The organism is Streptomyces galbus, assembly GCF_005280195.1.
GTDB classification, from domain to species: domain Bacteria; phylum Actinomycetota; class Actinomycetes; order Streptomycetales; family Streptomycetaceae; genus Streptomyces; species Streptomyces galbus.
The window spans coordinates 43,508-67,570 of the sequence record NZ_SZPR01000018.1; the positions used below are offsets into that span (position 1 = coordinate 43,508).

General features: G+C 71.3%; 21 protein-coding genes and 2 pseudogenes. 14 read left to right on the forward strand and 9 right to left on the reverse strand.

Features of this window, described 5'->3' with window-relative positions; translation table 11 throughout:
• Positions 1–55 precede the first annotated feature (55 nt).
• The gene (locus E4U92_RS21345) at positions 56–271 is read left to right on the forward strand and encodes an I78 family peptidase inhibitor (protein WP_137302055.1); all 216 of its coding nucleotides are present in this window, start codon (positions 56–58) and stop codon (positions 269–271) included.
• 118 nt (positions 272–389) lie between these two features.
• Here E4U92_RS21345 and E4U92_RS21350 read toward each other — a convergent pair whose 3' ends face one another.
• Complete coding sequence (locus E4U92_RS21350; protein WP_137302056.1) at positions 390–1,424, reverse strand: phosphatase PAP2 family protein; 1,035 nt, start codon at positions 1,422–1,424, stop codon at positions 390–392.
• Between the two features lie 205 nt (positions 1,425–1,629).
• The gene (locus tag E4U92_RS21355) at positions 1,630–2,775 is read right to left on the reverse strand and encodes a mannosyltransferase family protein (protein ID WP_137302057.1); all 1,146 of its coding nucleotides are present in this window, start codon (positions 2,773–2,775) and stop codon (positions 1,630–1,632) included.
• Positions 2,776–3,065: 290 nt separating this feature from the next.
• Here E4U92_RS21355 and E4U92_RS21360 point away from each other — a divergent pair, with 290 nt between their 5' ends.
• Both E4U92_RS21360 and E4U92_RS21365 read left to right on the forward strand, forming a co-directional pair.
• Complete coding sequence (locus tag E4U92_RS21360; RefSeq protein ID WP_137302058.1) at positions 3,066–4,673, forward strand: MFS transporter; 1,608 nt, start codon at positions 3,066–3,068, stop codon at positions 4,671–4,673.
• Positions 4,674–4,883: 210 nt separating this feature from the next.
• Positions 4,884–6,077, forward strand: a complete 1,194-nt coding sequence (locus E4U92_RS21365; protein WP_137302059.1) for an acyl-CoA dehydrogenase family protein — start codon at positions 4,884–4,886, stop codon at positions 6,075–6,077.
• 37 nt (positions 6,078–6,114) lie between these two features.
• Here the strand turns inward: E4U92_RS21365 and E4U92_RS21370 are convergent, their stop codons facing one another.
• Positions 6,115–6,552, reverse strand: coding sequence for a cell division protein SepF (locus E4U92_RS21370; RefSeq protein WP_137302060.1), 438 nt, complete (start codon positions 6,550–6,552; stop codon positions 6,115–6,117).
• 323 nt (positions 6,553–6,875) lie between these two features.
• On the opposite strand from E4U92_RS21370, the gene E4U92_RS21375 reads away from it, so the two are divergent.
• Entirely contained in the window at positions 6,876–8,081 is a 1,206-nt protein-coding gene (locus E4U92_RS21375) for a DUF5685 family protein (RefSeq protein WP_137302061.1), read from the forward strand.
• 34 nt (positions 8,082–8,115) lie between these two features.
• Here E4U92_RS21375 and E4U92_RS21380 read toward each other — a convergent pair whose 3' ends face one another.
• Complete coding sequence (locus tag E4U92_RS21380) at positions 8,116–9,072, reverse strand: ABC transporter substrate-binding protein (RefSeq protein ID WP_137302062.1); 957 nt, start codon at positions 9,070–9,072, stop codon at positions 8,116–8,118.
• A 533-nt stretch (positions 9,073–9,605) separates the two neighbouring features.
• Here E4U92_RS21380 and E4U92_RS21385 point away from each other — a divergent pair.
• From E4U92_RS21385 to E4U92_RS21425, 9 genes and pseudogenes are all read left to right on the forward strand, one after another.
• Entirely contained in the window at positions 9,606–10,469 is an 864-nt protein-coding gene (locus E4U92_RS21385; RefSeq protein WP_137302063.1) for an amino acid ABC transporter permease, read from the forward strand.
• A complete protein-coding gene (locus E4U92_RS21390; protein WP_137302064.1) occupies positions 10,466–12,223 on the forward strand; it encodes an FAD/NAD(P)-binding protein in 1,758 nt (585 codons plus the stop codon). Before E4U92_RS21385 ends, E4U92_RS21390 begins: the two co-directional genes overlap by 4 nt.
• Positions 12,224–12,269: 46 nt before the next feature.
• Complete coding sequence (locus E4U92_RS21395) at positions 12,270–13,031, forward strand: amino acid ABC transporter ATP-binding protein (protein ID WP_137302065.1); 762 nt, start codon at positions 12,270–12,272, stop codon at positions 13,029–13,031.
• A gap of 2 nt (positions 13,032–13,033) precedes the next feature.
• Positions 13,034–13,873 (forward strand): LLM class oxidoreductase, encoded by an 840-nt coding sequence (locus E4U92_RS21400; RefSeq protein WP_174863969.1) that lies wholly within the window; start codon positions 13,034–13,036, stop codon positions 13,871–13,873.
• A 96-nt stretch (positions 13,874–13,969) separates the two neighbouring features.
• Positions 13,970–14,752, forward strand: a complete 783-nt coding sequence (locus tag E4U92_RS21405; RefSeq protein ID WP_137302066.1) for a DUF1684 domain-containing protein — start codon at positions 13,970–13,972, stop codon at positions 14,750–14,752.
• A gap of 257 nt (positions 14,753–15,009) precedes the next feature.
• Positions 15,010–15,915 (forward strand): S1 family peptidase, encoded by a 906-nt coding sequence (locus E4U92_RS21410; RefSeq protein WP_137302067.1) that lies wholly within the window; start codon positions 15,010–15,012, stop codon positions 15,913–15,915.
• Positions 15,916–16,050: 135 nt separating this feature from the next.
• Positions 16,051–16,203: pseudogene (locus E4U92_RS36700) on the forward strand (slipin family protein); the annotation flags it as partial.
• Positions 16,204–16,303: 100 nt separating this feature from the next.
• Positions 16,304–16,495, forward strand: a complete 192-nt coding sequence (locus E4U92_RS35965; RefSeq protein WP_168725170.1) for a hypothetical protein — start codon at positions 16,304–16,306, stop codon at positions 16,493–16,495.
• Between the two features lie 124 nt (positions 16,496–16,619).
• Positions 16,620–17,120: an IS5 family transposase gene (locus tag E4U92_RS21425; protein WP_229862655.1), complete on the forward strand. Its 501-nt coding sequence runs from the start codon at positions 16,620–16,622 to the stop codon at positions 17,118–17,120.
• Positions 17,121–17,176: 56 nt separating this feature from the next.
• Here the strand turns inward: E4U92_RS21425 and E4U92_RS36705 are convergent, their stop codons facing one another.
• The 4 genes from E4U92_RS36705 to E4U92_RS21445 form a co-directional block, all read right to left on the reverse strand.
• Positions 17,177–17,725, reverse strand: a complete 549-nt coding sequence (locus E4U92_RS36705; protein ID WP_229862657.1) for a hypothetical protein — start codon at positions 17,723–17,725, stop codon at positions 17,177–17,179.
• Positions 17,726–18,326: 601 nt separating this feature from the next.
• Positions 18,327–18,914 carry an SMI1/KNR4 family protein gene (locus E4U92_RS21435; protein ID WP_137302068.1) on the reverse strand — a complete coding sequence of 196 codons (588 nt, stop codon included), beginning with the start codon at positions 18,912–18,914 and terminating at the stop codon, positions 18,327–18,329.
• Positions 18,915–19,303: 389 nt separating this feature from the next.
• A complete protein-coding gene (locus E4U92_RS21440; protein ID WP_137302069.1) occupies positions 19,304–19,834 on the reverse strand; it encodes a hypothetical protein in 531 nt (176 codons plus the stop codon).
• A 46-nt stretch (positions 19,835–19,880) separates the two neighbouring features.
• Positions 19,881–22,130: a hypothetical protein gene (locus tag E4U92_RS21445; protein ID WP_137302070.1), complete on the reverse strand. Its 2,250-nt coding sequence runs from the start codon at positions 22,128–22,130 to the stop codon at positions 19,881–19,883.
• Between the two features lie 432 nt (positions 22,131–22,562).
• Here E4U92_RS21445 and E4U92_RS21450 point away from each other — a divergent pair.
• Positions 22,563–22,877 (forward strand): annotated as a pseudogene (locus E4U92_RS21450) (SPFH domain-containing protein); the annotation flags it as partial.
• Positions 22,878–22,893: 16 nt separating this feature from the next.
• On the opposite strand, the gene E4U92_RS21455 reads toward E4U92_RS21450, so the two are convergent.
• Positions 22,894–23,976: a DUF3533 domain-containing protein gene (locus E4U92_RS21455; protein WP_229862661.1), complete on the reverse strand. Its 1,083-nt coding sequence runs from the start codon at positions 23,974–23,976 to the stop codon at positions 22,894–22,896.
• Positions 23,977–24,063: the final 87 nt, after the last annotated feature.

Consider the following 24,063-nt stretch of genomic DNA (forward strand, 5'->3'; position numbering starts at 1 on the left):
CGGCGGCACCGGGCGCGGGCTTCCGGCTCGGCGCCCTGCGGCCTAGCGTGGCCGTATGGCACCCATTCCCACGCCCCCGGCGGAGCCCCACGACAGCACGGACGCCTACGTCGGCCTGGAGGCCGAGCGCGCCGAACGGCTCGCGCGCGAACGGGGATGGTCGACGGTGCGCACGCTGGCGCCCGGGGCGATCATCACCATGGAGTACCGCGTGGGCAGGCTGAACTTCGAGGTGCGCGACGGCCGGGTGGGCCGCGCCTGGAAGGGCTGACCCCGTACGCCCGTCCCGCGCGCCGACGACGAAGGCCCCGGTCCCTCGAGGGGAACCGGGGCCTTCGCTGCGGGGTCCGGGTGTGCGTACCGGTGGGCCCCGCCGTCCTTCCGGCCGGTCAGCCGCCCGTCAGGGGCCGGGACGCCGAGGCGGCCGTACCGCGCGGCAGGCGGTCGGCGTGCGGTGGGCGGCGGCTGCCGACGGGCGTGACCGGGGTGCGCTCCGAGCGGCCGCTGTGCGGGCCGGGAGCCAGGTAGGCGGGCGGCCGGGGCGTCCGGGCCGCGGTGACCGTCTCGCGCGCGGCCGGCGCCTCGTCGTCCTGCGACGCGGCCGGGCGGGCGGTGAGCGGGACCTGTACGGGGACCGGTCCGGCGGGTGCCGGGACGGTGCCGGCGCGGCGGGAGCGCCAGCGGTCGCGCAGGTCGAGGATGCCCTCCTCGGCGCGGGCGATGACCGGCTCGCACCAGGGCAGCGCCAGCAGCACCAGCAGTCCCGCGGCCCAGCCGAGCAGCACGTCGCTCAGCCAGTGCGTACCGAGGTAGACGGTGGCCATGCCGACGCCGAGCGAGGTGACCGCGGACAGGGCGGACAGCCAGCGGCGGGCCCGCGGGGTGGAGGCCAGATAGGCGAGGATCCCCCAGGTCACGACCGCGTTGGCGGTGTGGCCGCTGGGAAATATATCGCCGCCCAGACCCATCTCGTTCGAGCCGATCGTGGTCGCGTAGTGCGGGCCGAGCCGGCCCATGCCGATCTTCGCGGCGCCGACCGTGATGTTCAGCAGCAGCAGGGAGGCGCCCAGGGTGAGCAGCGGGCGCAGGGTGTGCTGGCGCCAGGAGCGCCAGCCGAGCCAGGCGGCCACCATCACGGCGGTCGGGCCGCGCTGGCCGAGGACCACGTAGTAGTCGACGAACCAGTGGATGCCCGACCACTGCTGGTACGGCCGGAAGAACATGACCTGCCAGTCGAGGCGGACCAGCCAGGACGTCGTCACCACGAGCCACACGATCGCCAGGTAGAAGCCCAGGGTCGCGGACAGCAGCGCGACCCGGTGCCGGCTCATCCTCGGCACATCGAGGTGGGCCGGGCGTTCCGGCTCACGGTCGAGCCTGGCGAACACCCGGTCCAGACGGGTGAGGTTTCGTTTGGTACGCACCCAATCGACGTTACAGCGAGTGAGCTCGCATCTCCGTCGAATCCACGGGTTTGTGATGACGATGTGATGTGGGATTGCTCTCAGGAGGCCGGTTAATTCTTGAGGAATGACGGTCGCAGAATGTGCTTCCCTTTATTTCCTTTGATCATTCCGGCTCGAGTTGCGGGGGAAGTCACGTGGTGTTAAACGCAGGTCGGCGCCCCATTCAGGGGGGACCGGACCCGTTCAGCCACCACGCTCCGTACACCGCCGAGGCCACTGCCACACCCACCGTGACCAGTGCTGTCGCGCGCGTCCGCAGCCGGGCGAGGGCGCGGGCGAGCGGGAACAGCAGCGGGAAGGCCGGCAGGAGCAGCCGCGGCTTGGAGCCGAAGTAGCTCGACGCGCACAGCGCCAGCGCGAGCACGACCCCCGAATAGACCAGCAGTGCGAGCGGCTGGCGCTGCCGCACACCGACGACGTACAGCAGGACCAGCGCCGCCACTCCCGCGATCAGGCCGAGACCGGCGAGCGCCCCCGGGACCGACGTGAACTTGTCGGCGACGAAGCCCGCGAACGCCCGCCCGCCGTCGAACCCGTTGCGCCAGCCGGCCTGGACGTCCAGGTAGCCGAAGAGGCCCCCGCCCGTGCGGTGCCCGACCCACAGGACGTAGCCGGCCGTGCCGAGCGGGGCCAGGGCGAGACCGGCGGCCCGGCGCGCGACACCGCGGACGCGCTCGCCGCGCGGGAACAGTCCCGCCGCCCACACCGCCGCCACGACCGCCAGGCCGACCGGGCGGGTCAGGCCGCACAGCGCGGCCAGGGCGCCCGCCGTCCCCCAGCGGCCGGTCAGTACCGCGTACAGCGACCAGGCGGCCAGCGCCGTGAACAGCGACTCGCTGTACGCCATCGACTGCACGATCCCGACCGGCAGGACCGCCCACAGCAGGACGGCGCACACCCCGGCCCGGTGGCCGTACAGCCGGTCCGCGACCGCGAAGATCCCCCAGGCCGCCGCGAGCGAGGCCGCCAGGGAGACGGTGAAGCCCGCGTCGGCGTACGACAGCGGGGTCGTCGCGTGCAGCAGCCGCTCCAGCCAGGGGAGCAGCGGGAAGAAGGCCAGGTTGGAGTGGACGTCGCCGTTCGGCAGCCGCACCTCGTAGCCGTAGCCCAGCTCCGCCACGCGCACGTACCACAGCGCGTCCCACCGGGCCGTCAGCAGCTTGTACGCGCTCGTGCCGCGCGCGGCGCTCCACAGGGCCAGCGCCAGCAGGCCCAGGGCCCGTACGGCGGCGTACCCCAGGAGCGCCGGAGCGGCCCGGAGCCTCGTGGGGGCGCCCGGCGGGGCCACGCGCGTGTCGAGATCGGTCACGGGCTCGATTATCGACGCCCTGCGACCGGCCCGGTCCGGCCCGGCGTGCGGACCGCCGAGCCGGGGCCGGGAGGACGCGGGAAGGGGCTTGAGGAAGTGGCGCACGCCACACCGCTGCCCGCGGAGTCTGAGAGGTCCGCCACGTGACCGCGGCGCCGACTCGCGTACGCTGCCTTCACCTGCCGTTCGTCCGCGCGGGCCGGGGACCACCGCTCCTCCCCGGCCGAGCCACGGGGCGTCCCCACCCCGCGAGCCCGCCGACGACAGGGGAACACCTGGGAGGTACGTACATGTCCGGGACGACCACGGCCGCCGCAGCGCTGCGCCGTCGGGCGGCCGGGGCCGGTGCCAACCGCTGGGTCGTCCTCGTGGTGCTGTGCGTCAGCCTGCTGCTGGTCGCCGTCGACGCGACCGTGCTGCACGTCGCCGTGCCCGCCGTCACCGAGGATCTGAAGCCCGGCGCGATAGAGCTGCTCTGGATCGTCGACACCTACCCGCTCGTCTGCGCCTCGCTGCTCATCCTGTTCGGCACGCTCGGCGACAAGGTCGGCCGCAGACGCATCCTGCTCCTCGGCTACGCGCTGTTCGGCGTGGCCTCCGCCCTGGCGGCCCTCGCCCCGGACGCGCAGGTGCTGATCGTCGCGCGGGCGCTGCTCGGCGTCGGCGGGGCGATGATCATGCCCGCGACGCTGTCGATCCTGCGGCAGGTCTTCCCCGACCGCCGGGAACGCGCGCTCGCCATCGGCATCTGGAGCGCGGTGGCCGCGGTCGGCGCGGCGGTGGGGCCGCTGCTGGGCGGCTTCCTGCTGGAGCACTTCTGGTGGGGCTCGGTGTTCCTGGTCAACATCCCGCTGATGCTGGTCAGCCTGCCGGTCGGGCGGCTGCTGCTGCCCGAGTCGCGCGGTGCGGGGGACGGGCCGTGGGACGTCGTCGGCGCGCTCATGGCCGCCGCCGGACTGTTCGGCGTGGTCTTCGGGGTCAAGCGGCTGGGCGGGGACGAGGCGGCGGGCAGCCCGGTGACGCTCGTGCCGCTGCTGGTCGGCGCGGTGCTGCTGGTGCTGTTCGTACGGCGGCAGCGGCGGCAGGCGCAGCCGCTGGTGGACCTCGGGATGTTCGCGCGGCCGGCCTTCAGCACGGCGGTGGGGTGCATCGTGCTGGCGATGCTCGCGCTGGTCGGGCTGGAGCTGATCGCCGCGCAGTACCTGCAGCTCGTGCTGGGGCTGTCGCCGCTGCAGACCGGGCTGCGGCTGCTCCCGCTGACCTTCGCGGCGATGGCCGCGGGGCTGGCCGGGGCGCGGGCGCTGCGCCGGTTCGGGCCGCGGCGGATGGTGTGCGGGGGGTTCTGTGTCACGGCGGCGGCCGTGCTGCTGCTCACGGCGATGGGCGAGGCGGACGACACGGGGCTGCTGCTGTGCGGGTTCGTGCTGCTCGGGTTCGGGCTGGAGACGACGCTGTTCGCGGCGTACGAGTCGATGCTGAGCGAGGCGCCGGCCGAGCAGGCCGGGGGAGCGGCGGCGATCGGGGAGACGTCGTACCAGTTGGGGGCGGGGCTCGGGATCGCCCTGCTGGGCAGCGTGATGAACGCGGCGTACGCACCGGGCCTCGCGTCGGTGCGGGGGGTTCCGGCCGGGGCGTCGGCGGCGGCGGGGCACTCGCTGGGGGAGGCGTACGAGGTGGCGGGGCGGCTGGGGGGCGCGGGGGGTGCGGCGCTGCGGCGGGCCGCGGTGCACAGCTTCGTGCACGGGCTGCACGTCACGTTGCTGGTGAGCGCGGGGTTGCTGCTGCTGGGGGCGGTGGCGGCGCTGCGGTTGCCACGGGTGATGCAGTGCGAGGGGGCTGCGCCGGGGGCGGATCTCCCGTTGCCCAGGTCGTCCGAGGACCGCAGGGTGTCGGTGTGACCGCCTCTGTCTCCCGCCCACGCGTCACCGGTGCGGCCGAGGCACGGCAGTGACCGTCGCCGGCCGTGGTCGCCCGCCGTCGGCGGCGGACAGATCCGGCCGCCCGGAGATTCATCCGAACGGGGTACGCCTGGACGTCGGCCCGAGGGGGTCGTAACGTCAGGGGCGTTCTTGTTGGTTAGCGGTGCTAGTTTTTCGGAGGGGTGCCTGATGGCCTCGACTTCCCGCTCGCTGCCCCCGTTCGACCCCGCGGACCCCCTAGGGATCGACGACCTGCTCGAGCCCGAGGACCTCGCGGTGCGCGACACCGTGCGCCGGTGGGCGGCCGAGCGGGTCCTGCCGCATGTGGCCGAGTGGTACGAGAGCGGCGAGCTGCCCGGCATCCGGGAACTCGCCCGCGAGCTCGGCGGCATCGGCGCCCTCGGCATGTCCCTGGAGGGCTACGGCTGCGCGGGCGCGAGCGCGGTGCAGTACGGGCTCGCCTGCCTGGAACTGGAGGCCGCCGACTCCGGCATCCGCTCCCTCGTCTCCGTGCAGGGTTCCCTCGCCATGTACGCGATCCACCGCTTCGGCAGCGAGGAGCAGAAGCGGCACTGGCTGCCCCGCATGGCCGCCGGCGAGGTGATCGGCTGCTTCGGGCTGACCGAGCCCGACCACGGCTCCGACCCCGCCTCGATGCGCACCCACGCCAAGCGCGACGGCGGCGACTGGGTGCTCAACGGCCGCAAGATGTGGATCACCAACGGATCGGTCGCGGGCGTCGCCGTCGTCTGGGCGCAGACCGAGGACGGCATCCGCGGCTTCGCGGTGCCCACCGACACCCCGGGCTTCTCGGCCCCCGAGATCAAGCACAAGTGGTCCCTGCGCGCCTCCGTCACCAGCGAACTCGTGCTGGACGACGTGCGCCTGCCCGCCGACGCCGTGCTGCCGGAGGTGGTCGGGCTCAAGGGCCCGCTGAGCTGCCTCTCGCACGCCCGCTACGGCATCGTGTGGGGGGCGATGGGGGCGGCCCGGGCGAGTTTCGAGGCCGCGGTCGACTACGCGAGGTCACGCGAGCAGTTCGGCCGGCCCATCGGCGGCTTCCAGCTCACCCAGGCCAAACTCGCGGACATGGCGGTCGAACTGCACAAGGGGATCCTGCTCGCCCACCACCTGGGGCGGCGCATGGACGCCGGCCGCCTGCGTCCGGAGCAGGTCAGCTTCGGCAAGCTGAACAACGTCCGCGAGGCCATCGAGATCTGCCGTACGGCGCGGACGATCCTCGGTGCCAACGGGATCTCGCTGGAGTACCCCGTGATGCGGCACGCGACCAACCTCGAGTCGGTGCTCACCTACGAGGGCACCGTCGAGATGCACCAGCTGGTGCTGGGCAAGGCGCTCACCGGGCTCGACGCCTTCCGGTGAACCCCGAGCGGGGGCAGGGCCGGTGGGCGGCCCTGCCTCAGCTCTGGTTGAAGAAACCGTCCGCGCGGTGCGCGCCCGGGTCGCCGTTGACGATCTCCGTGTGGGCGGGCGTCAGCAGGAACACGCGCGTGGAGACGCGCTCGATGGAACCCCGCAGGCCGAAGATGAGCCCGGCCGCGAAGTCGACGACGCGCTTGGCGTCGGCCGCCTCCATGGCGGTGAGGTTCATGATGACCGGCACGCCCTCGCGGAACAGCTCACCGATCACCCGGGCGTCCCGGAAGCTGTCCGGGGTGACCGTGCCGATCCGGCGGCCCTTCTCCTCGGCCGTGTCCGAGGCGACCTTCACCCGGGGGTCGGTCACCCAGGCGTCCCCGGAGTCGGTCCCCTCGGAGTAGTCGTCGTCGTAGTAACGCTCGTCATCGTTGTCGTCGACGAGGCCAAGCCAGGCACTCGCCTTGCGCACCGATCCCATGGACGCCTCCTCTCACAGCGGTCTTCTGTTCCTTTCCGCACCCCATGGTCGTCCATGATGCGGATGTCGCGCCAAGTGGATAGACGCCGCGCGGGGGGTTTGTGACGGTACTGGTGCACAGCAGATCCGTCGAGAGGCCGCGTATCCCAAGGGCTACGAAGTAAACCGCTGCTGACTGAGAGTGAAATATGATTGTCTGCGGCGGACGGGTGACGAGTGGGGCGGATGAGTGAACAGCGGCGACCCCTCCGCGGCGGTCCCGGAACGACGATCGGTCGATAGCATGCGGCAGCTCGATGTCGTAAGCGTTACGGGGGATCGTCGTGTTCGGAATCGTCCGGCCCTGCCGTCACCGCCTCGGTGAGGGCCTCGCCGCCCAGTGGATGGCGCACCTGTGCGGGCTCTGCCTCGCCCTGCGCCGTGACCACGGCCAGTTCGCGCGGGTCGTCACCAACTATGACGGGCTGCTCATCTCGGTCCTGACGGAGGCTCAGGCCGCACCCGCGCCCGGGGCCCGGCGCACGGCCGGCCCGTGCCCGCTGCGCGGGATGCGCACCGCGTCCGTCGCCCAGGGCGGGGGCGCCCGGCTCGCGGCGGCCGTCTCCCTGGTCCTCGCCTCCGCCAAGGTGCGCGACCATGTCGCCGACGGCGACGGCCTGCTGGCCCGCGGGCCGGTCGCGCTCGCCGCGCGCCGCGTCGCGACGAGCTGGGGGCGTGCGGGGGAACGCGGCGGCTCGGCCGTCGGGTTCGACACCGCCGTCCTGGTCGACGCGGTCGACCGGCAGGTCGGCATCGAGGCGCTCGCCGGGCCCGGCACACCGCTGCTGTCGGTCACCGAACCCACCGAGACCGCCACGGCGGCCGCCTTCGCGCACACCGCGGTCCTGGCCGGCCGGCCCGGCAACGCCGTGGCGCTCGCCGAGGCCGGGCGGCTCTTCGGTCGCCTCGCCCACCTGCTGGACGCCGTCGAGGACCAGCCGGCCGACGCCGCGGCCGGTGCCTGGAACCCGCTCACCGCCACCGGCACCTCCCGCGCCGAGGCCCGCCGGCTCGCCGACGACGCGCTGCACGGCATCCGGCTCGCCCTGCGCGACGCGGAGTTCACCGACGGCCGGCTGGCGCACCTGCTGCTCGCGCACGAACTGCGCCGCTCGGTGGACCGGGCCTTCGGCACCACGTCCTGCGGACACGGACCCGAGGCCGCCTTCGGCCCGCCGCAGGGCCCCTACGCACCCCAGGGACCGGGCGCGCCGTACGACCCCCGCCACCCGCACCAGGGCGGCGGCCACCCCTTCCGGAGCGGGCCGCAGCCGCCCGCCAAGCGGGGCTTCTGGGCGGGCTGCGCGGCGGCGGTCGGGCTGTGCTGCACCTGCCGGCTGTGCTGCGCCGACGAGTTCGAGGGCCCCTGGTCCGGCAAGAAGCGCGAGGGCTGGTGCAGCAACTGCGGGGACTGCGACTGCTCCTGCTGCGAGGCCTGCTCGTGCTGTGAGGCGTGCTCGTGCTGCGAGTGCTGCGCCTGCGACTGCTGACACAGGGTCAGCGGCCGCAGACGCGGATCGCACGCTAGTTCTTCAGCTCCGGGGGGCTGATGCGGGACTTGGTGATCGCCGAGCCCGTCGTCCCCCACTTCTTCAGGATCTTCGCGTACGTGCCGTCCGCGATGAGCTTGTCGACCGCCGCCTGGAAGGCGGGCGCCAGCTTCGTGCCCTTCTTGAAGGCGAACCCCACGTCCAGGCGGTGGAACTCGTTGAGGAACTTCAGACCGTCCTGGTGGGCGACGGCGTAGCGCAGGCCGTTGATGGTGGACATCACCACGTCGCTGCGGCCCTGCTGGAGCGAGGACCACACGGCGCTGGACTCGCTGTACGTCTGCACCTTGTACGCCTTCTTCCCGGCGTCGGTGCACCGGTGCGCGTTCTGCTCCAGCGTGGCCTCGAACGTGGTGCCGGCGCCGGTCGCGACGTTCAGCCCGCAGAGCTGGGTCAGGTCGGTGACCTTCGACAGCTTGCTGTCCTTGCGGGTGGCGAAGCCCTGGCCGTCGTTGATGTAGGTGACGAAGTCGATGGTCTTCAGGCGTTCGGTGGTGACGCCGAAGTTGCTGACGCCGACGTCGTACTTGCCGCTGTCCAAGGCGGGCAGGATCGCCTCGAAACTCGCCTGCTGCTGATCGACCTTGACGCCGAGCACCTTGGCGACCGCGTTCGTGAAGTCGACGTCCTGGCCCACGAGGGTCTTGCCGTCCTCCAGGTAGGAGGTGCCGGGCGGGGTGCTGCCGACGCTCGTGCCGACGGTCAGGCCGGTCACTCCGGACGGCAGGAGCCCGGCCGCCGCCTCGTCCTTGCGGACACTGGACACCACGTCCGTGGTGGGGACGGCGCCGGAACCGGCGGCCGCCTGGGCGGTGCTGCCGGACCCGGAGTCGTCCGAACCCGAACCGCAGGCCGTCACCAGCACGGTGGCGGACGTGATCAGGGCGAAGGACGCGAGCAGGCGGGAAGAGGTACGCGAGGGCGTGCGCATCGTGGGCGTGTCTCCTGACGAACGGCAAGAGGGAGGAAAGCGCGGAGTGAGGGGGTGCGCGTGTGAAGGCGAAGAGTGAGAAGGGGGGTGCGGAAAAGGGTGCGACGAAGCACGCGGAGAGCAAGGGAACGCGTACGGGAGAACGCGGGAGGCGCCCGGGGATCAGGACGGGGACGTCCCCGTGTCGGGGGACGGCACCACCGGGATCAGGGCAGCAGGGGGTCGCTCAACAGGAACAGGACCACACACGACCGAAGTCGATGTGGGAGCGGGTGACCAGCCACTGCTGCGGATGCATGGGGCAAGTGGAACAGGTCCCCGGTTCCGCGTCAACCGACATGAGACGTACTGCTCACAGTCTGGACACCCTTGACAACGAGGGGAAATCGGACCGTACAGTCGAGGCGCGGCCCTGCTGAGGGGCTCGGCCGCACGGCGCCCCGCGCGCCGCCCGTGTGAAGGCACCACCGTGTTCGTCCCCCGGTCCCGGCTCGGCCGAGGCGGGAGGGACCACCGACCCACGGAGCCTTCCCATGTCCTCCGACACCACCCTCACCAAGGCCCCCGCGGCCCCGGACGACCTGCCGGTCCACGCCGACGAACTGCCGATCGTCCCGCAGCGCCGCCTCGGGCAGTGGACCGCGGCCGCCGCCGTGCTCGTCCTGCTCGGGCTGTCCGTCACCTCCGTCCTGCGCAACCGGGCGTTCCAGTGGGACGTCGTCGCCGACTACTTCACCTCCGACTCCGTGCTGCGCGGACTGTGGCTCACGCTCTGGCTGACCGCCGTGGTGATGGTGCTCGGCTTCGCCCTCGGCACCCTGCTCGCCGCCGCCCGGCTGTCCGCCAACCCCGTGCTGCGCGCGGTCAGTTGGGGGTACGTCTGGCTGTTCCGGTCGATCCCGATCCTGGTGCAGCTCCTGCTGTGGTTCAACATCGGCGCGCTGTACCCGCACCTGTTCGGGGTGCGGACCGTCGACCTGTTCACGCCCATCGCGGTGGCCATCATCGGGCTCACCCTGCACGAGGCCGCCTACGCCGCCGAGGTGGTGCGCGGCGGGATCCTCTCCGTGGACCGCGGGCAGGTCGAGGCCGCGCAGGCGCTCGGGCTCAGCCGGTGGCGCCGCTGGTGGCGCATCGTGCTGCCCCAGGCCATGCGGGCCATCGTGCCGCCGGCCGGGAACATGCTGATCGGGACCCTCAAGGGCACCTCCATCGTCAGCGTCATCGCCGTGCAGGACCTGCTGTTCTCGGTGCAGCTCGTCTACCACCGCACCTACCAGGTCATCCCGCTGCTGATGGTCGCGACCGTCTGGTACACCGTCGTCACCTCGGTGCTGAGCGTCGGCCAGTACTACGTCGAGAAGCGCTACGCGCGCGGCACGGGGGCCGCCCGATGAGCCCCTCCCTGGTCATCGTCGGGGCCGGCCCGCGCGCGACCGGCCTCATCGAGCGCATAGCCGCCAACGCCCCCGAGCTGTACGCCGGTTCGCAGCTCGACATCCACCTCGTCGACCCGCACCCGCCGGGCGCCGGACGCATCTGGCGCCAGGCCCAGTCCCCGCTGCTGTGGATGAACTCGCACGCCGAGGACGTCACCATGTTCACCGACGAGACGGTGGCCATGGACGGACCCGTGCGCCCCGGGCCGACCCTGCACGAGTGGGCCGGCATCGACGGCCGCACCTTCGCCGGCCGCCGCGTCCAGGGCGCCTACCTGGGCTGGGTGCACGAGCAGGCCGTCGCCGCCCTGCCCCCGGGCATCACCGTCCACCACCACCCGCGGCGCGCGGTGCGGGTGAGCGGGCCCCGCGGGGGACGCCAGCAGGTCTGGCTGGAGGACCGTACCGAGCCGCTGACCGCCGACCTCGTGGTGCTCGCCCTCGGCCACCTCGACGCCGAACCCGACGACGAGCAGCGGGAGCTGGCGGCGTACGCCCGCACCCACGGGCTCACCCACCTGCCGCCCGACTTCACCGCCGACAGCGACCTGTCCGGCCTGCGGCCCGGCGAACCCGTCCTGGTGCGCGGCTTCGGGCTCGCCTTCGTCGACCTGATGGTGCTGCTCACCGAGGGCCGCGGCGGACGCCACGAGGGCGACACCTACGTGCCCTCCGGACGCGAGCCGGTGCTGTACGTCGGGTCGCGGCGCGGAGTGCCGTACCACTCGAAGATCGGCTACGGCCTGGACGGTGAACGGCCGCCGCTGCCGCGCTTCTTCGGGCCCCCCGAGATCGAGGACCTGCTCGCCCGGCCCGGCGGGTTCGACTTCCGGCGGGACGTGTGGCCGCTGGTGGAGAAGGAACTGGGCTTCGCCCACTACCACCGGCTGTTCACCGCGCACCCCGAGCGCACCACGGTCGCCTGGACCGACTTCGAGGAGAAGTACGCGGCCACCACCGGCCCCGAGGAGCGGGCGGCGCTCGCCGCGGCGGCCGTCCCCGAGCCCGCCGACCGGCTCGACCTGGCCGCGCTCGACCGGCCGCTGCAAGGCGTGCGGTACGCCGACCACGAGGAACTCCAGGACGGGCTGCGGCAGTACATCGAGGAGGACGTGACCCGGCGCCACGACCCCGGGCACAGCGCCGACCTGGCCGTGTTCCTCGGCCTGCTCTCCGTGTACGGGCAGCTCGTGCGGCTCGGCGACGTCGGCACGTCCTGGCACGGCTTCTTCAACTACATGGCCTCCGGGCCGCCCGGACCCCGGCTGCGCCAGATGCTCGCGCTGTCCCGGGCGGGGCTGCTGCGGTTCGTCGGCGCCGACATGGCCGTCCACGCCGAGGACGGGGTGTTCCGGGCGTCCAGCCCGACCGTGCCCGGGTTCCGCGTCGAGGCACGGGCCCTGGTCGAGGCGCGGCTGCCGGAGCCGACGGTCGCGCGGGCGCGGGACCCGCTGCTGCGCGCCCTGCACGCCGAAGGGGTGGGGGAGACCCCGGACGGGCTGCTGCGGGTGGACCCCGTCGACGGGCGGATCCTCGACCCGGCCGGCCGGCCGCACCCGCGCCGGTTCGCGCTCGGGCCGCACACCGAGGTCCGCGCGCCCGGCGCGTTCACCCGGCCCCGCACCGGGGGGCCCGCGTTCCGACAGAACGACGCCACGGCGCGCGCCGCCCTCGCCCTGCTGCGGGAGCTCGGCCTCGACGCCGCCGCCTGACCCGCGACCCATCCGCCAGCCATCCGCCAGCCAAAGGGATTCACTCATGAGCGTCATGGTCGACATCAGGTCGGTCCACAAGAGCTTCGGCCCGCTGGAGGTCCTGAAGGGCATCGACCTCTCGGTGCGCGCCGGGGAGGTGACCGTCGTCCTCGGGCCCTCCGGCTCGGGCAAGTCGACGCTGCTGCGCACCATCAACCACCTGGAGAAGGTGGACCGCGGCGCGGTCAGCGTCGACGGCACGCTCATCGGCTACCGGCGGGTGGGCGACCGGCTGCACGAACTGCCCGAGCGCGAGGTGCTCAAGCAGCGCACGCGCATCGGCTTCGTGTTCCAGAACTTCCACCTCTTCCCGCACCTCACCGTGGTGGAGAACGTCGTGGAGGCGCCGGTGTCGGCACTGAAGCGGCCCCGGGAGCAGGCCGTCCGGGACGCGCGCCGGCTGCTGGAGCGGGTCGGGCTCGCCGACAAGGCCGACGCCTATCCGAAACAGCTGTCCGGGGGGCAGCAGCAGCGCGTGGCCATCGCGCGGGCCCTCGCGCTGGAGCCGAAGCTGCTGCTGTTCGACGAGCCGACCTCCGCGCTCGACCCCGAGCTGGTCGGCGAAGTCCTCGACGTCATACGGGACCTGGCGCGCCAGGGCACCACGATGATCGTCGTCACGCACGAGATCGGGTTCGCCCGGGAGGTCGCCGACACGGTGGTGTTCATGGCCGACGGGCGGATCGTGGAGCAGGGACCCCCGGGCCAGGTGCTGGACGCCCCGCGCGAGGAGCGGACCCGGGCGTTCCTGTCGAAGGTGCTGTGAGCATGGGCGCCTCGTACGGCCGGGGGCTGCTGCACCTGGCCGCCGCCGTCGACTCCGCGGCCGTCGACCCCGCCGCGGCGGGCGACGCCGACGCCCAGGTCGAGCTGGTCCGGCTCGCCGAGCGCGGCGGGCTGGACTTCGTGACCCTGGCCGGCGACGGGACACCGCCCGGGCTGGCGGCGCGGGCGCTGGCCGCGACCCGGCGCATCGGGGTCGTCCCGGTGCCGGGGGAGAACGTCGAGGACGTCGACCCGGCGCACCGGGGCCGGACCGGGCTGTGGGCCGACGGAGGCGTGCCGGGGGCACCCCCGCGAGCCGGGGCCGGCGGCGGTGGGAGCGCGCCCGCCCCGCCCGTGCGGGTCGTCGACGCCACCGCGCCCGGGTCCCGGGCCGCTGCCGCCCGGTGCGCCGACGTGGCGGTGGTCCGGGTCGCGGACGCCGTGCAGGCCGGGATCGTGCGCGACGAACTGCGGGAGCGGGCCGCCGGCCTGGGCCGGGACCCGGACGGGCTGCGGGTGCTGGCCGGGCTCCTGGTGGACCTCGGCGACGGGGAGTACGCCGCCGAGCCCGGACACGGCGGGGGCGGCCCCCGGCCGACCGTGCACGGCCCGCTGTACCGGGGCGGCCCCGTCGACCTGGCCGAGCTGATCGCCGTGTGGCACAAGGACGGCGCCGTCGACGGCTTCCTCTGTGTGCCCGTCGCGCCCCGGCGCGATCTGGAACGGCTGGTCAACGGCACCGTGGCGCTGCTCCAGCACCGCGGGCTGTTCCGCACGTTCTACCCCGGCAGCACGCTGCGGGAGCACCTGGGGCTGCGCCCCCTCGTGCCGACCCTTCACTGATCCCTGGTCGCTTACTTTCCAGATCCCTTGCAGATCCCTTGCAGACCTTTTGTGCAGATCTCTTGTCCAGATCCCTTTTCGAGGAAGGCCGGTCGGATGACGACGGACGCGCCCGACGCGTGGAAGCAGTGGCACGAGCAGCGCGTGGAGGCGGTGACGGCGCCCTACGGGCCGCTGGCGGTCACCGGCACGCACTGGCTCGACGACCATCCGGAGGGGCGAATTCCGGACATCCCCGGGATCTGGGTGGCCGAAGGGGACGCGGTCGTGCTCACCGCCGACCGGGCCGACGGACTGACCCTGGACGGCGAGCCGTTCACCGGCGAGGTTCGCCTGACGGCCGACTCCGGACCGGTGGACGCGGTGCGGGTCGGGCACGGGGAACGGCGGCTGCTCGTGCTGGTGCGCGAGGGGCTCTGGGGCGTGCGGGTGCACGACCCCGGCGCCGGGGCGCGGCGCGCCTTCCGGGGCATCGCGGCCACGCCGTACGAGGCGCGCTGGGCGGTGCCCGGGCGGTTCACCCCGTACGGCGAGGACCGCACCGTACGGCTGCCGAACGCCGACGGGCGCGAGCGGGGGCTCGGGCTCGGCGGGGAGGTGGCGTTCGCGCTGGACGGGCAGGAGTTCACGCTCGCGGTGAGCGTGCAGGGCGACGGCTCGCTGTGGGCGGTGTTCGCCGACGCGACCAGCGGTGACGGGAGTTTCCGCTTCCGGTTCCTGTACCCGGGGGCGCCCGACGCCGAAGGGCGCACGACGGTGGACTTCAACCGCGCCCAGTTGCCTCCGTGCGCCTTCGCGGACCACTTCCTGTGCCCGTTCCCGCCGCCCGGCAACACGCTGCCGGTCGCGGTCGCCGCAGGGGAGCGCCACCTGCTCTGAAGCCCGCCTTGGAGCCGGTCGTCAGGGGTCGGGGCCGGTCAGGGGTGGTCGGCGGGTGTCCAACACGCAAAGCGTGGGCAAAGGTTGACGGCTGAAAGGCACCCTTGCGCCGACCGGCCGTTCGGCCGAATACTCCCCCTCAGCGCTTGTCAGGGCCACGGCGTGTTCGGAATCCGGACACGTCGGCGGGGCCTGGCTGCGCCTCACGGGCCCCGACCCCACGCGGGCCCCCGACTTCCCCTGGGAGGGAACGAAACGTGAGGATCAAGCGCACCACCCCCACCAGCGGCATCACGAGACGGACCCGGCTGATCGCCGTCTCCACCGGACTCGTGGCCGCGGCCGCGATCGCGATCCCCAACGCGACCGCTGCGGACGCCACCACCTTCAGCACCACCCAGCTCAAGAGCGCCAGCTCCTCGGTGCTCCAGGCCGACGTCCCGGGCACCGCCTGGGTCGTCGACAGCAAGACCAACCGGGTCGTCGTCACCGTCGACAGCACGGTCTCCCCGTCCGAGATCGCGAAGATCAAGGAGAAGGCCGGCGCCAACTCCGGTGCGCTGACGATCAAGCGGACCGCGGGCAAGTTCCAGAAGCTGATCTCCGGCGGCGACGCCATCTACGCGAGCAGCTGGCGCTGCTCCCTCGGCTTCAACGTCCAGGACAACAGCGGCAACTACTACTTCCTGACTGCCGGTCACTGCACCGACGGCGCGGGCACCTGGTGGTCGAACTCGTCCCACTCGACCACGCTCGGCACGACCGCCGGCTCCAGCTTCCCGACCAACGACTACGGTCTCGTGCGCTACACGAACTCCTCGGTCACCAAGTCGGGCGCCGTGGGCAGCGTCGACATCACCAGCGCGGCCACGCCCTCCGTGGGCACCACGGTCTACCGCCGCGGCTCGACCACCGGCATCCACAGCGGCCGGGTCACCGCGCTGAACGCGACGGTCAACTACGGCGGCGGCGACGTCGTCTACGGCCTGATCCAGACCACGGTCTGCGCCGAGCCCGGCGACTCCGGCGGCCCGCTCTACTCCAACAGCGGCATCGCCTACGGCCTGACCTCCGGCGGCAGCGGCAACTGCTCCTCCGGCGGGACGACCTTCTTCCAGCCGGTGACCGAGGCGCTCAGCGCCTACGGGGTGCACGTGTACTGACCGGGACCGCCTCCCGGCACACCGGCCGGACCGGCGGGCACCGTGACCCCGGGGAGCCCCCGCACGCCAACCGTCGTGCGGGGGCTCCCCCTTGTCGCCGTCCGGGGTTACCGTCGGGGTACGGGCACTGGTCCCGTGGCACCGCGGACCCTGGGGGCCGACATGGTCGAGGAACTGGTGGCGGCCGGAGCGGCACTGGTGTGCGCCGGCGGGGTGTACGTGACGGCGGCGGCGCGGGTCGTCAAGCAGTACGAGCGGGGCGTGGTGTTCCGGCTCGGCCGGCTGCGGGACGCAGGGGTTACGGCCCGGCGGAATCGGTCCCGGGCTCGCCAAACCGGGGCACCTGCGCGGTGCCGATGTCCGTGCGGATGCGGTGTGGGCGGGCCGGGTGGCGGCACCGTCCGGCAGCGTCTCGGGCGACGTCGACAGCCACTTCCAGCACCACCGCGGGCGCGAGCGCGGCACGAGGGCGGTGATGCCGCTGGAGTCGATGTACGTGAGACGGGAGGTGTCCAGGACCAGCGAGCGGCAGCCGTCGTCGAGCAGCGTTCATCTGGTGCGCGGACCTCGTCGCTGGTGAAGAGGTCGACCTCGTCTTCAAGGATCGCGACGACCAGGTCGTCTTGGCGGCCGATGAGCTCCAGCACTGTTTCATCTCCTCGCGCCCTGCCTGTTTGCTCAAGCGGAAAGAGTCGTACAGGCCTGTGGCGCCGTTGCTGGAGCGGACCACGTCATCCTCGACGAACTCGGTGGCCGCGGAGAACCGGACTGGTCGCGGTGTGCGATCGGCTCCGTCAGCGTTCGGGCGGCAAAAGGGGGCCGCGAAGATTCACCTGATCACGGATCGCAACGGACTGCAGCTGTCACTTGGCATCTCCGCAGCGAACATGCACGACAGCCTCGGACTGCAGCCGCTCGTGCGAGGTATCCCGCCCATCCGCACGCGGCGTGGCCCACGGCACCGGCGCCCGGCCAAGCCGCACGGCGACATAGGCTACGACTACGACCACCTGCGCCGATGGCTGCGCAAGCGCGGCATCCGCCATCGCGTTGCTCGTAAGGGCGTCGAGTCCTCCGAACGGCTGGGCCGACATCGCCGGGTTGTCGAGAGAACCGTGTACTGGCGCGCCGGATGCCACCGCCTGCATCGACGCTACGAGCGCAAGGCAGAACACTTCCTCGCATTCACTGCCATCGCGCCGTAACCTTGATCAACTACCGCAGACTCACCAGATGAAGAAGTCAAGCCGCTGGTTCCGCGTCAACGAATGTCCCACTCATCGGCCGGCACGCAGTCGTGCACTGTGTACGCCCAGTCCTGGAAGTTGGCAACGAAGAAGGCCCTTGACAGGAGGATGTCGCCGGCTCGCTGGGCCCGCACCAACAGCCCGAGCTCTTCCGAGATTGCATCGCCCTCGACAGAAACCGTGGGCACCATGCCACGCTCCTCCGAGTATCCATGGAGCTGTTCCGCAAGTTCAGACGGCACCCGGCCCACCAACCGGAGCCCATCAAGGGAGACCTGCGGACCGCACAATGCGTCCACCGCGACGGCCGCCAGATCACCGGACTTTCTGATGTAGGCCGTGACGGCCTCCTCGTACCGCGGAGCATCCTTGGAGCGAAAGCCAGCTCGTTGAACAAGAGCACCGTGCGGCCGGCTCATAGAAGAATGAGTGTCGGTGAAGCCCTGTGCACTCATGGCCGTGGCCATTTCCTCAACGCTCATGCCGAACCGAAGCGGGCCGACAGTCTCGAACGGCACAACGTTCCACTGCGCTCGTTCGGCGTCGTCGACGATGGACCACATCTGTGCGCATCCCTCCAGGCACCACGGAACCGCTTCTCGCGGCACGCTGATCAGGGACGACTGTACAACTGCGCGACGGATCGTGAAGCCCTGGTCTATCAAAGGAAACGACGACTCAGGGGTGCGTCGCGGTGCACAGAGCGCCGCTCTTGAAAGGGAGTTGCCATGGATCCGGTGACGGTCACGTCGGGGTGTGGGGTGGCGGCACAGCTGCTTCGCCTCGGGTACCTGTGACTGAGCGTGCGATCGTTCGAGCGGCCACGCGAAGCTGGAGGAACGCGGCGCGCAGGACCAGCAGCACACGCTGATGAATGTGAGGTGGTCGCCCAGCACTTGCCCGAAGAGCAGCGACTCACCATTGATGTCTACGGTGATGCGGCCTGAGGTGGCGAACGAGTCGTCAGCGTCGGCCAGTCTGCGAATCCAGTCGCTCAGCTTTCAAGAGCGGCTCGATCTCATGAGGGGCGGGCGGTGTCGGTGTCGCCCGCGGTCATTGACAGCACCGGCGCCGGAGGCCTGGATGGCTTTGGTTCACGGGTAGCGACAGCAGTTGTTCACGGATTTGGGTCTGGCCCACTTTCCGTGGAGTGGTTACGGAGAGTCAGATCTTCGGGGCCATGCGATGGCGGTTTGGATGGGCGCGGAGCTGGGGTGAGGTGAGTTCGAGGGCCCGGTTGTCGCGTCCGGCGCTCATGTGGTTGAGCCAGCGTTCGTACCAGTCGAGGAAGTCGGTGGCGGAGGAGACGTTGGGGCCCCAGAACCCTTCGCTGTTGCCGATGAGGACGCGGCCGGTGAGGGGACCGGTCACCGCAATGACGCATACGTCGGTGCAGCCCATTTCGATGACGTGGAGGAAGAGGTCGCGTTCGTGACCCCCGGGTTCTGCGTCGTCGAATCCGCGGGGTGCCCCCGGTTCCTCACGCGGGTTCATGACCAGCAGGGAACAGCGCTCCAGCGGCATGAGGCCGTAAAACGGCGCGGCGCCTGAACCGCCGATGTGCGTGAGGAACTGCCGGTAGGCGTCGGGCAGGGCGATGTCGTGCTCGGCCTCGAACGCAGCGACGCGCGCTTCTGCCAGCTTCGGACCGAGGCGGAACTTGTGCTGCTCTTCTCCGAAGGAGTGGCTGCGCAGTGGTTGGAACGGGATCGCTGCCAGCTTGCGACGCAGGCGGGGTATGCGGGGATCCATGGTGCATCTTCTCTCGTCCCAGCCACCCTATGGGTGGCTCTGGCCAGCTGGCCAGAAGAACCCTCTTCGTCAGGAGAGCGAAGCCGGCGCGGCCGAACATCTGGCGATCCGGTTGACGTGTCCTTCGACGACACCGGAGTTCCAAGGCAGGGTGAGCGCGCCATGACGGCATCGCGGCCACGGTCGACGCCCGTGGCGAGAGTGTGAAGGCTGGGGGGCGTCGTGCCGGACGGCGTCGAGTGGTGGACAGTGCACAGGACGGCCTTGAGCCGAAGATGGTCGATCTCTTAAAGGGTCTCGGGGCGCCGGAGGATCCAGCCAGCAACGACTCGGGGTGACGGGGTCGGGCTCGCATCAACGAGTGTTGATGCGAGCCCGGGAAGGGTGGATCAGTCCGACGCAGGCCCGAGGCGGAGCTTGGAGACGCAGCTCAGTTCCTGCAGGAACTGGGTACTGCCTTGCCGGTAGTAGTACCTGCATCCGGTCAGATCGCCAGTGATCTTTCCGGTCACGCGGACCCGGGCGGCCCAGAAGATGTCACCGGGTTCGTGCGCCGGCACGCGGGACGGCCGGCTTGAGTGATCGGGCAGCTTCGTCAGGTTGGGCAACCCGGGTGAGCCCTCGATCGGCGAGGCGCTCAGCGGGTGTCCGTCAGTGTCCTCGTGGCTGATGGCCTTGTAGCCGATGATCTCGAGTCCCTTGGGCACCTGCGTGATCTCGCCGCGCAGCAGTGCCAGCGGCTGGTCGGAGACGTTGTCAGCCGTGGGCAGGGGCACCCAGTATTCGTTGCCGACCTTCAGGTGCGGACTCGTCACCTCCAGCCCTGCCTGGATGTCACCGTCGAGTGCGCTGCCAACTCGGTAGCCGTCTTCGTACCTGTCCCGGGACAGGAACCAGACGGCTGCAGCGCTGACTGCCACGACGCACACCAGCCCGATCAGGAGGAGGCGTCTGCCGCGGGTAGTCCTACTTGGAGTAGAAGACTCCGGCCCGGCCACTGCTGATAGTTCCATTCTTGCCCCAAACCCAATGCTTGCCCGGCCTGTTGCCGGCGGTGATCTTCTGCTTGTGGTTGGAGTCGTAGCCCGTCTTGGCTCCCATGGAGACGCCGTAGAAGCTGACGGCGCCCCCGAACTTGATGCTCTTGCCCTTTGACAGTTGGGCGTTACCGCCGGGTTCGACGTAGTTGCGGAACTCCTTCTTGGAGCGGGTGAAGTTGGCTGATCCGTCCATACCGGAGACGTCCTTGCCGACCTTGCCGAGCGCTCCGCCGGCGGGCGCCTTGTAGCGCTTGGCTTCGATCTTGTACCAGGTGGAGCGGACGCTGCCGGAACAGATGTGCTGGTTCTTGACCTTCACGTACTCGATCGGGACCCTGTACTGCTTGGCGTAGTAGGGCCCCTTGTTTGTGTATCCCACGGAGATGCTGACGCTGTGGGAGATCTCCTTGGAGCCGCCCAGGGTCCAGTTGCCGTTGCTCTTGACGGCCGTTTCGACGCTGGTGTTCATCGAGGATTCGTACTCGAAGGTGGCCTTGGCGTCCCAGCCGGCGTGGGCCTCTCCCACCACTGTGTACTTGATCTTCGAGGAGATGGGCGTGCGGATCGTGTCGCAGGTGCCCGAATCCATAGGCGTGGTGGGGGGCCGAACGGCCTCGGCCGCCACGTTCTTGCCGTTCACGTCGTACGGGTCGTAGTCGGCCGGCAGAGTGGCGGTGTCGCTCTGCCACTGCGGGTCATCACCGCCGGCGACGGCCGGGCTGTTCTCGGTCTTCGCCGCGTAGGTCTGTGCCTCGGTGCCGGCGGCGAAGGAGTCCTTGAGGTCGCTGGCGGCGTCGACGGTGTTGGGAATCAGTTTGACGCTGTGGCCGTTGTCGGGGCCGGCGATGCTGGTGTCAACGGCCGCCTGGTCGGTGATGGCGGACAGTGTGTCCACGGCGAGCATCTTCGTGCCGCTGGTGGTGGAGCCCATGGTGACAGCCTCGAGGTTGAGAACCCCGCCGTTGTCTTCCTTGGCCTGCTGTACCGCGCCCGGAAGGGTTTCGGGCAGGGTGAGTGACCAGGAGCCGTCGGGACCGGTGGTCGTGGTGCCGACCACGGTCTGCTTCGTCTCTCCCGGGGCGTCGATGCCGACGTCGGGTGCGGTGACGGTGACCGGCAGGCCCGGGGCGGGCTGACCGTTGCCGAGGGTGAAGGTGCCGGTCACCGTCCGGGACGGCGCGGCGATGGTGTCACCGGCAGGGTCCCCGGCAACCGGGTCGCCCGTCTCGTCGGGCGGCGTACCGAAGTACGGGGCGGCGGACGGATCGGGGTCGGTGAGGCAGGGCCCGGCGTCGGCCATGACGTCGCCGACGATGCCGGCGCGTACGTCGTCGTCCACCTGGGTCCACGGGCCGGTGGTGTAGCTGCGGACCTGTCCGGTGGTGTCGGGGTCGCCTGTGACGGACTGGGTGCTGACGGCGCCAGGGCCGGGTGCCCATGCCTGGGCAGCGTCGACACCGGTGGCGACCTCTGTGGTGCCCCACAGCCGGACAGTGGTGCTCGTAGTGACGTCGATGGGCAGCAGGGTGCTTTGCTGAACGGTGCCGTCCTTGAGCCACTGCACGGTGGAGTTGACCATCCATGCATCGTCGGCTGCGCTGATCGCCGTGGAGATGGACGACGTGGTGCGGTTGATGACGCGCGTCAGGGTGCCGTCACCTGTGGCCGGACTGGATTGCTTGTAGATGTCCACGGTCCCGTCCGAGGCGAAGACCAAAAAGTACTGTCCGTTGGTCAGGATGCGCTTGGCGGAAGACCAGTTGAGGCTGTAGGTCTTCACCGGGGTCAGCAGGTCGCCGCCGGTGGCTGTGTTGTCCCTGTACGCCTTGACCTGACCGCCAGCGGTGGCCTCGTACAGGATGCCGTCACCGCCGCCGGTGAACACCTTGCTCCCGATCGGCAGGCTCGCCGTGTTCAGCGTGTCCAGGAGCACGGCATCGGAGCTCTTGGGACCCCACTCCATGTACTTGCGAAGAACCCGCTTGGCAGCGATGTTGGCCGTGGTGGCAGGCTCCCAGACATAGGTGGGAACCGAGTAGGTGCAGCCCCCGTCCGCAGCGGCAGCGGGCTGAGCAGGTGTGACGACCTGCGGCGCGACGGCCGCTGCGACCACGAGAACGGCGCATGCCGTCCACGTCGTGCGGGACGCGGAACGCTTGGTCTGGCCGATGGCCATGAACCCCCCTGAAATCACAACGCGACCTCGATGCGGTCGCGCAGATGGTGCGGTCGAGCTAGTCAGGCTCGCGGTAGACGGATCCAACCACGGCTTACCGAAAGCAAAACGGACGAGATCAATCCACCCCTGAGCCCGCTTGCCCCATGCGATCAAATGATGTCCGTTATGTGAAGGACATGCGTTGAGCTTCCTCTGAGCTGCGGCATCAACTCCTTTGCCAACTCTTACCCAACCCGTCTCCTTCTTGATCAACTACTGAGACAGGAGCGAGACAGTCGGTTCACAGCTGCGAGGCAGCTGCTGTCTGGAGAGCCGCCTTCCTGCGACGGGGGCCACGCGGTGCTGTCGATGTTGGGGCCCGGACGGACAACGGCGTTCTGTCGTTCCTTCCACAGAAGAGCGAGATCGGGTACAGCGGCGGCGGCCCGTATCGACCGGGTCGAGATCAAGGACGTGTCGCTGCCGGAGTCGATGAAGCGCTCCATGGCCCGCCAGGCCGAGGCCGACCGCGAGCGCCGGGCCCGGATCATCAACGCCGACGCCGAGCTGCAGGCGTCCAAGAAGCTCTCCGAGGCCGCCAAGGAGATGTCGGACCAGCCGGCCGCGCTGCAACTGCGGCTGCTGCAGACGGTGGTCGCGGTCGCCGCCGAGAAGAACTCCACCCTGGTGCTGCCCTTCCCGGTGGAGCTGCTGCGGTTCCTGGAGCGGGCCCAGCAGCAGCTCCCGGCGAACCCCCCGCCGCCCGGGCGGGGAGCGTGAGCTACCGGGCGTCCGCCGCCCCGCCGACCGCCGTCCCGCCGTCCGGTGGGCCGCCGGCCGGGCGGGGTGCCCGCGGGGCCGTCCCGCCGGTGCGCAGCCGGGACGCCAGCAGGGTGATCAGCGTGCCGGCGACCGCCCACGCCGACAGCACCAGCAGGGGGCCGGTCACGGCGTTGCCCCGGAAGTAGGCGATCGAGCGGGCCGTCCAGGTGCCCGCGCCCGGGGGCAGCGCCGGGCCGATGGCCCGCCAGAACGGCGGCAGCATCGGCGGGGGCAGCGCGCCGCCCGCGCTCGGGTTGCCCAGGATCACCACGAGCAGGATGGCCAGGCCGATGCCGGCGAGCCCGCACAGCCCCTGGAGGGCGAGCGTGGCCGCGCCCACCGCGAAGACGACCAGCGCGCCCAGGCCCCACAGCGCGGCGAAGCTGCCCGGCAGCGCGCCCAGGACCGGCCCGACGATCAGCGCGCCGCCCAGGCCGCCGACGATCCCGAGCAGGGCCATCGTGGCGAGCCGGATCACCGCGCGCCGCGGGGTGGAGCGGGCGGCGCCCGTGCTGACCACCATGACGGAGGCGCACAGGTAGCCGCCCACGCACCAGCCGACGGTCACGTAGAAGGCCGACAGGCCGTTGGCGTCCCGGGCCTCGGCCGGGGCCACGTCGACCGTGCGCACCGTGCGCCCCTGGGTCTTCTCCAGGCCGCCGACGAGGCTCTCCAGGGTGGCGGCGAGCACCTTGCCGCCGCCGGTGGCCACCAGCAGGGTGTCGGTGCGGCCGGCCGGGTCCACGACCAGGGCGCCGTAGAGGGTGCGGTCCCGGACCTGCTGCCGGGCCGTCGCCGCGTCGGCCACCGCGCGCGGGTCCAGCGGGGTGCCGGGCAGCCGCTCCAGCCGGGCCACCGTTTGTGCCGCGGCGGCCCCGGGGGCGGCCACCCCGAAGGGCACGTCCTTGGGCTCGGGGTCGTGCAGGGCGCCCACGTAGGACGTGATGAACAGCAGCGAGAGCACGGCCACGCCGAGGACCAGCAGCGTGGCACGCGGCGTGACCGCGTCCTTCACCTCGTCGAGGAAGGGGGTCTGTGTCATGTCCCCACAGTCCCGGGGGACGGGCGTTTGCGCAGGTGGGAGGCGCCCGAACGGTTGTCGTACGTATGTTCGGGAAATGGTCTATGG

What these genes read in the sequence shown, in the direction of transcription:
- E4U92_RS21345 (WP_137302055.1), top strand. Translation starts at nt 56, where the DNA reads ATGGCACCCATTCCCACGCCCCCGGCGGAGCCCCACGACAGCACGGAC.
- E4U92_RS21360 (WP_137302058.1), top strand. Translation starts at nt 3,066, where the DNA reads ATGTCCGGGACGACCACGGCCGCCGCAGCGCTGCGCCGTCGGGCGGCC.
- E4U92_RS21365 (WP_137302059.1), top strand. Translation starts at nt 4,884, where the DNA reads ATGGCCTCGACTTCCCGCTCGCTGCCCCCGTTCGACCCCGCGGACCCC.
- E4U92_RS21370 (WP_137302060.1), bottom strand. Translation starts at nt 6,552, where the DNA reads ATGGGATCGGTGCGCAAGGCGAGTGCCTGGCTTGGCCTCGTCGACGAC.
- E4U92_RS21380 (WP_137302062.1), bottom strand. Translation starts at nt 9,072, where the DNA reads ATGCGCACGCCCTCGCGTACCTCTTCCCGCCTGCTCGCGTCCTTCGCC.
- E4U92_RS21385 (WP_137302063.1), top strand. Translation starts at nt 9,606, where the DNA reads ATGTCCTCCGACACCACCCTCACCAAGGCCCCCGCGGCCCCGGACGAC.
- E4U92_RS21390 (WP_137302064.1), top strand. Translation starts at nt 10,466, where the DNA reads ATGAGCCCCTCCCTGGTCATCGTCGGGGCCGGCCCGCGCGCGACCGGC.
- E4U92_RS21395 (WP_137302065.1), top strand. Translation starts at nt 12,270, where the DNA reads ATGAGCGTCATGGTCGACATCAGGTCGGTCCACAAGAGCTTCGGCCCG.
- E4U92_RS21400 (WP_174863969.1), top strand. Translation starts at nt 13,034, where the DNA reads ATGGGCGCCTCGTACGGCCGGGGGCTGCTGCACCTGGCCGCCGCCGTC.
- E4U92_RS21405 (WP_137302066.1), top strand. Translation starts at nt 13,970, where the DNA reads ATGACGACGGACGCGCCCGACGCGTGGAAGCAGTGGCACGAGCAGCGC.
- E4U92_RS36705 (WP_229862657.1), bottom strand. Translation starts at nt 17,725, where the DNA reads ATGTGGTCCATCGTCGACGACGCCGAACGAGCGCAGTGGAACGTTGTG.
- E4U92_RS21435 (WP_137302068.1), bottom strand. Translation starts at nt 18,914, where the DNA reads ATGGATCCCCGCATACCCCGCCTGCGTCGCAAGCTGGCAGCGATCCCG.
- E4U92_RS21445 (WP_137302070.1), bottom strand. Translation starts at nt 22,130, where the DNA reads ATGGCCATCGGCCAGACCAAGCGTTCCGCGTCCCGCACGACGTGGACG.
- E4U92_RS21455 (WP_229862661.1), bottom strand. Translation starts at nt 23,976, where the DNA reads ATGACACAGACCCCCTTCCTCGACGAGGTGAAGGACGCGGTCACGCCG.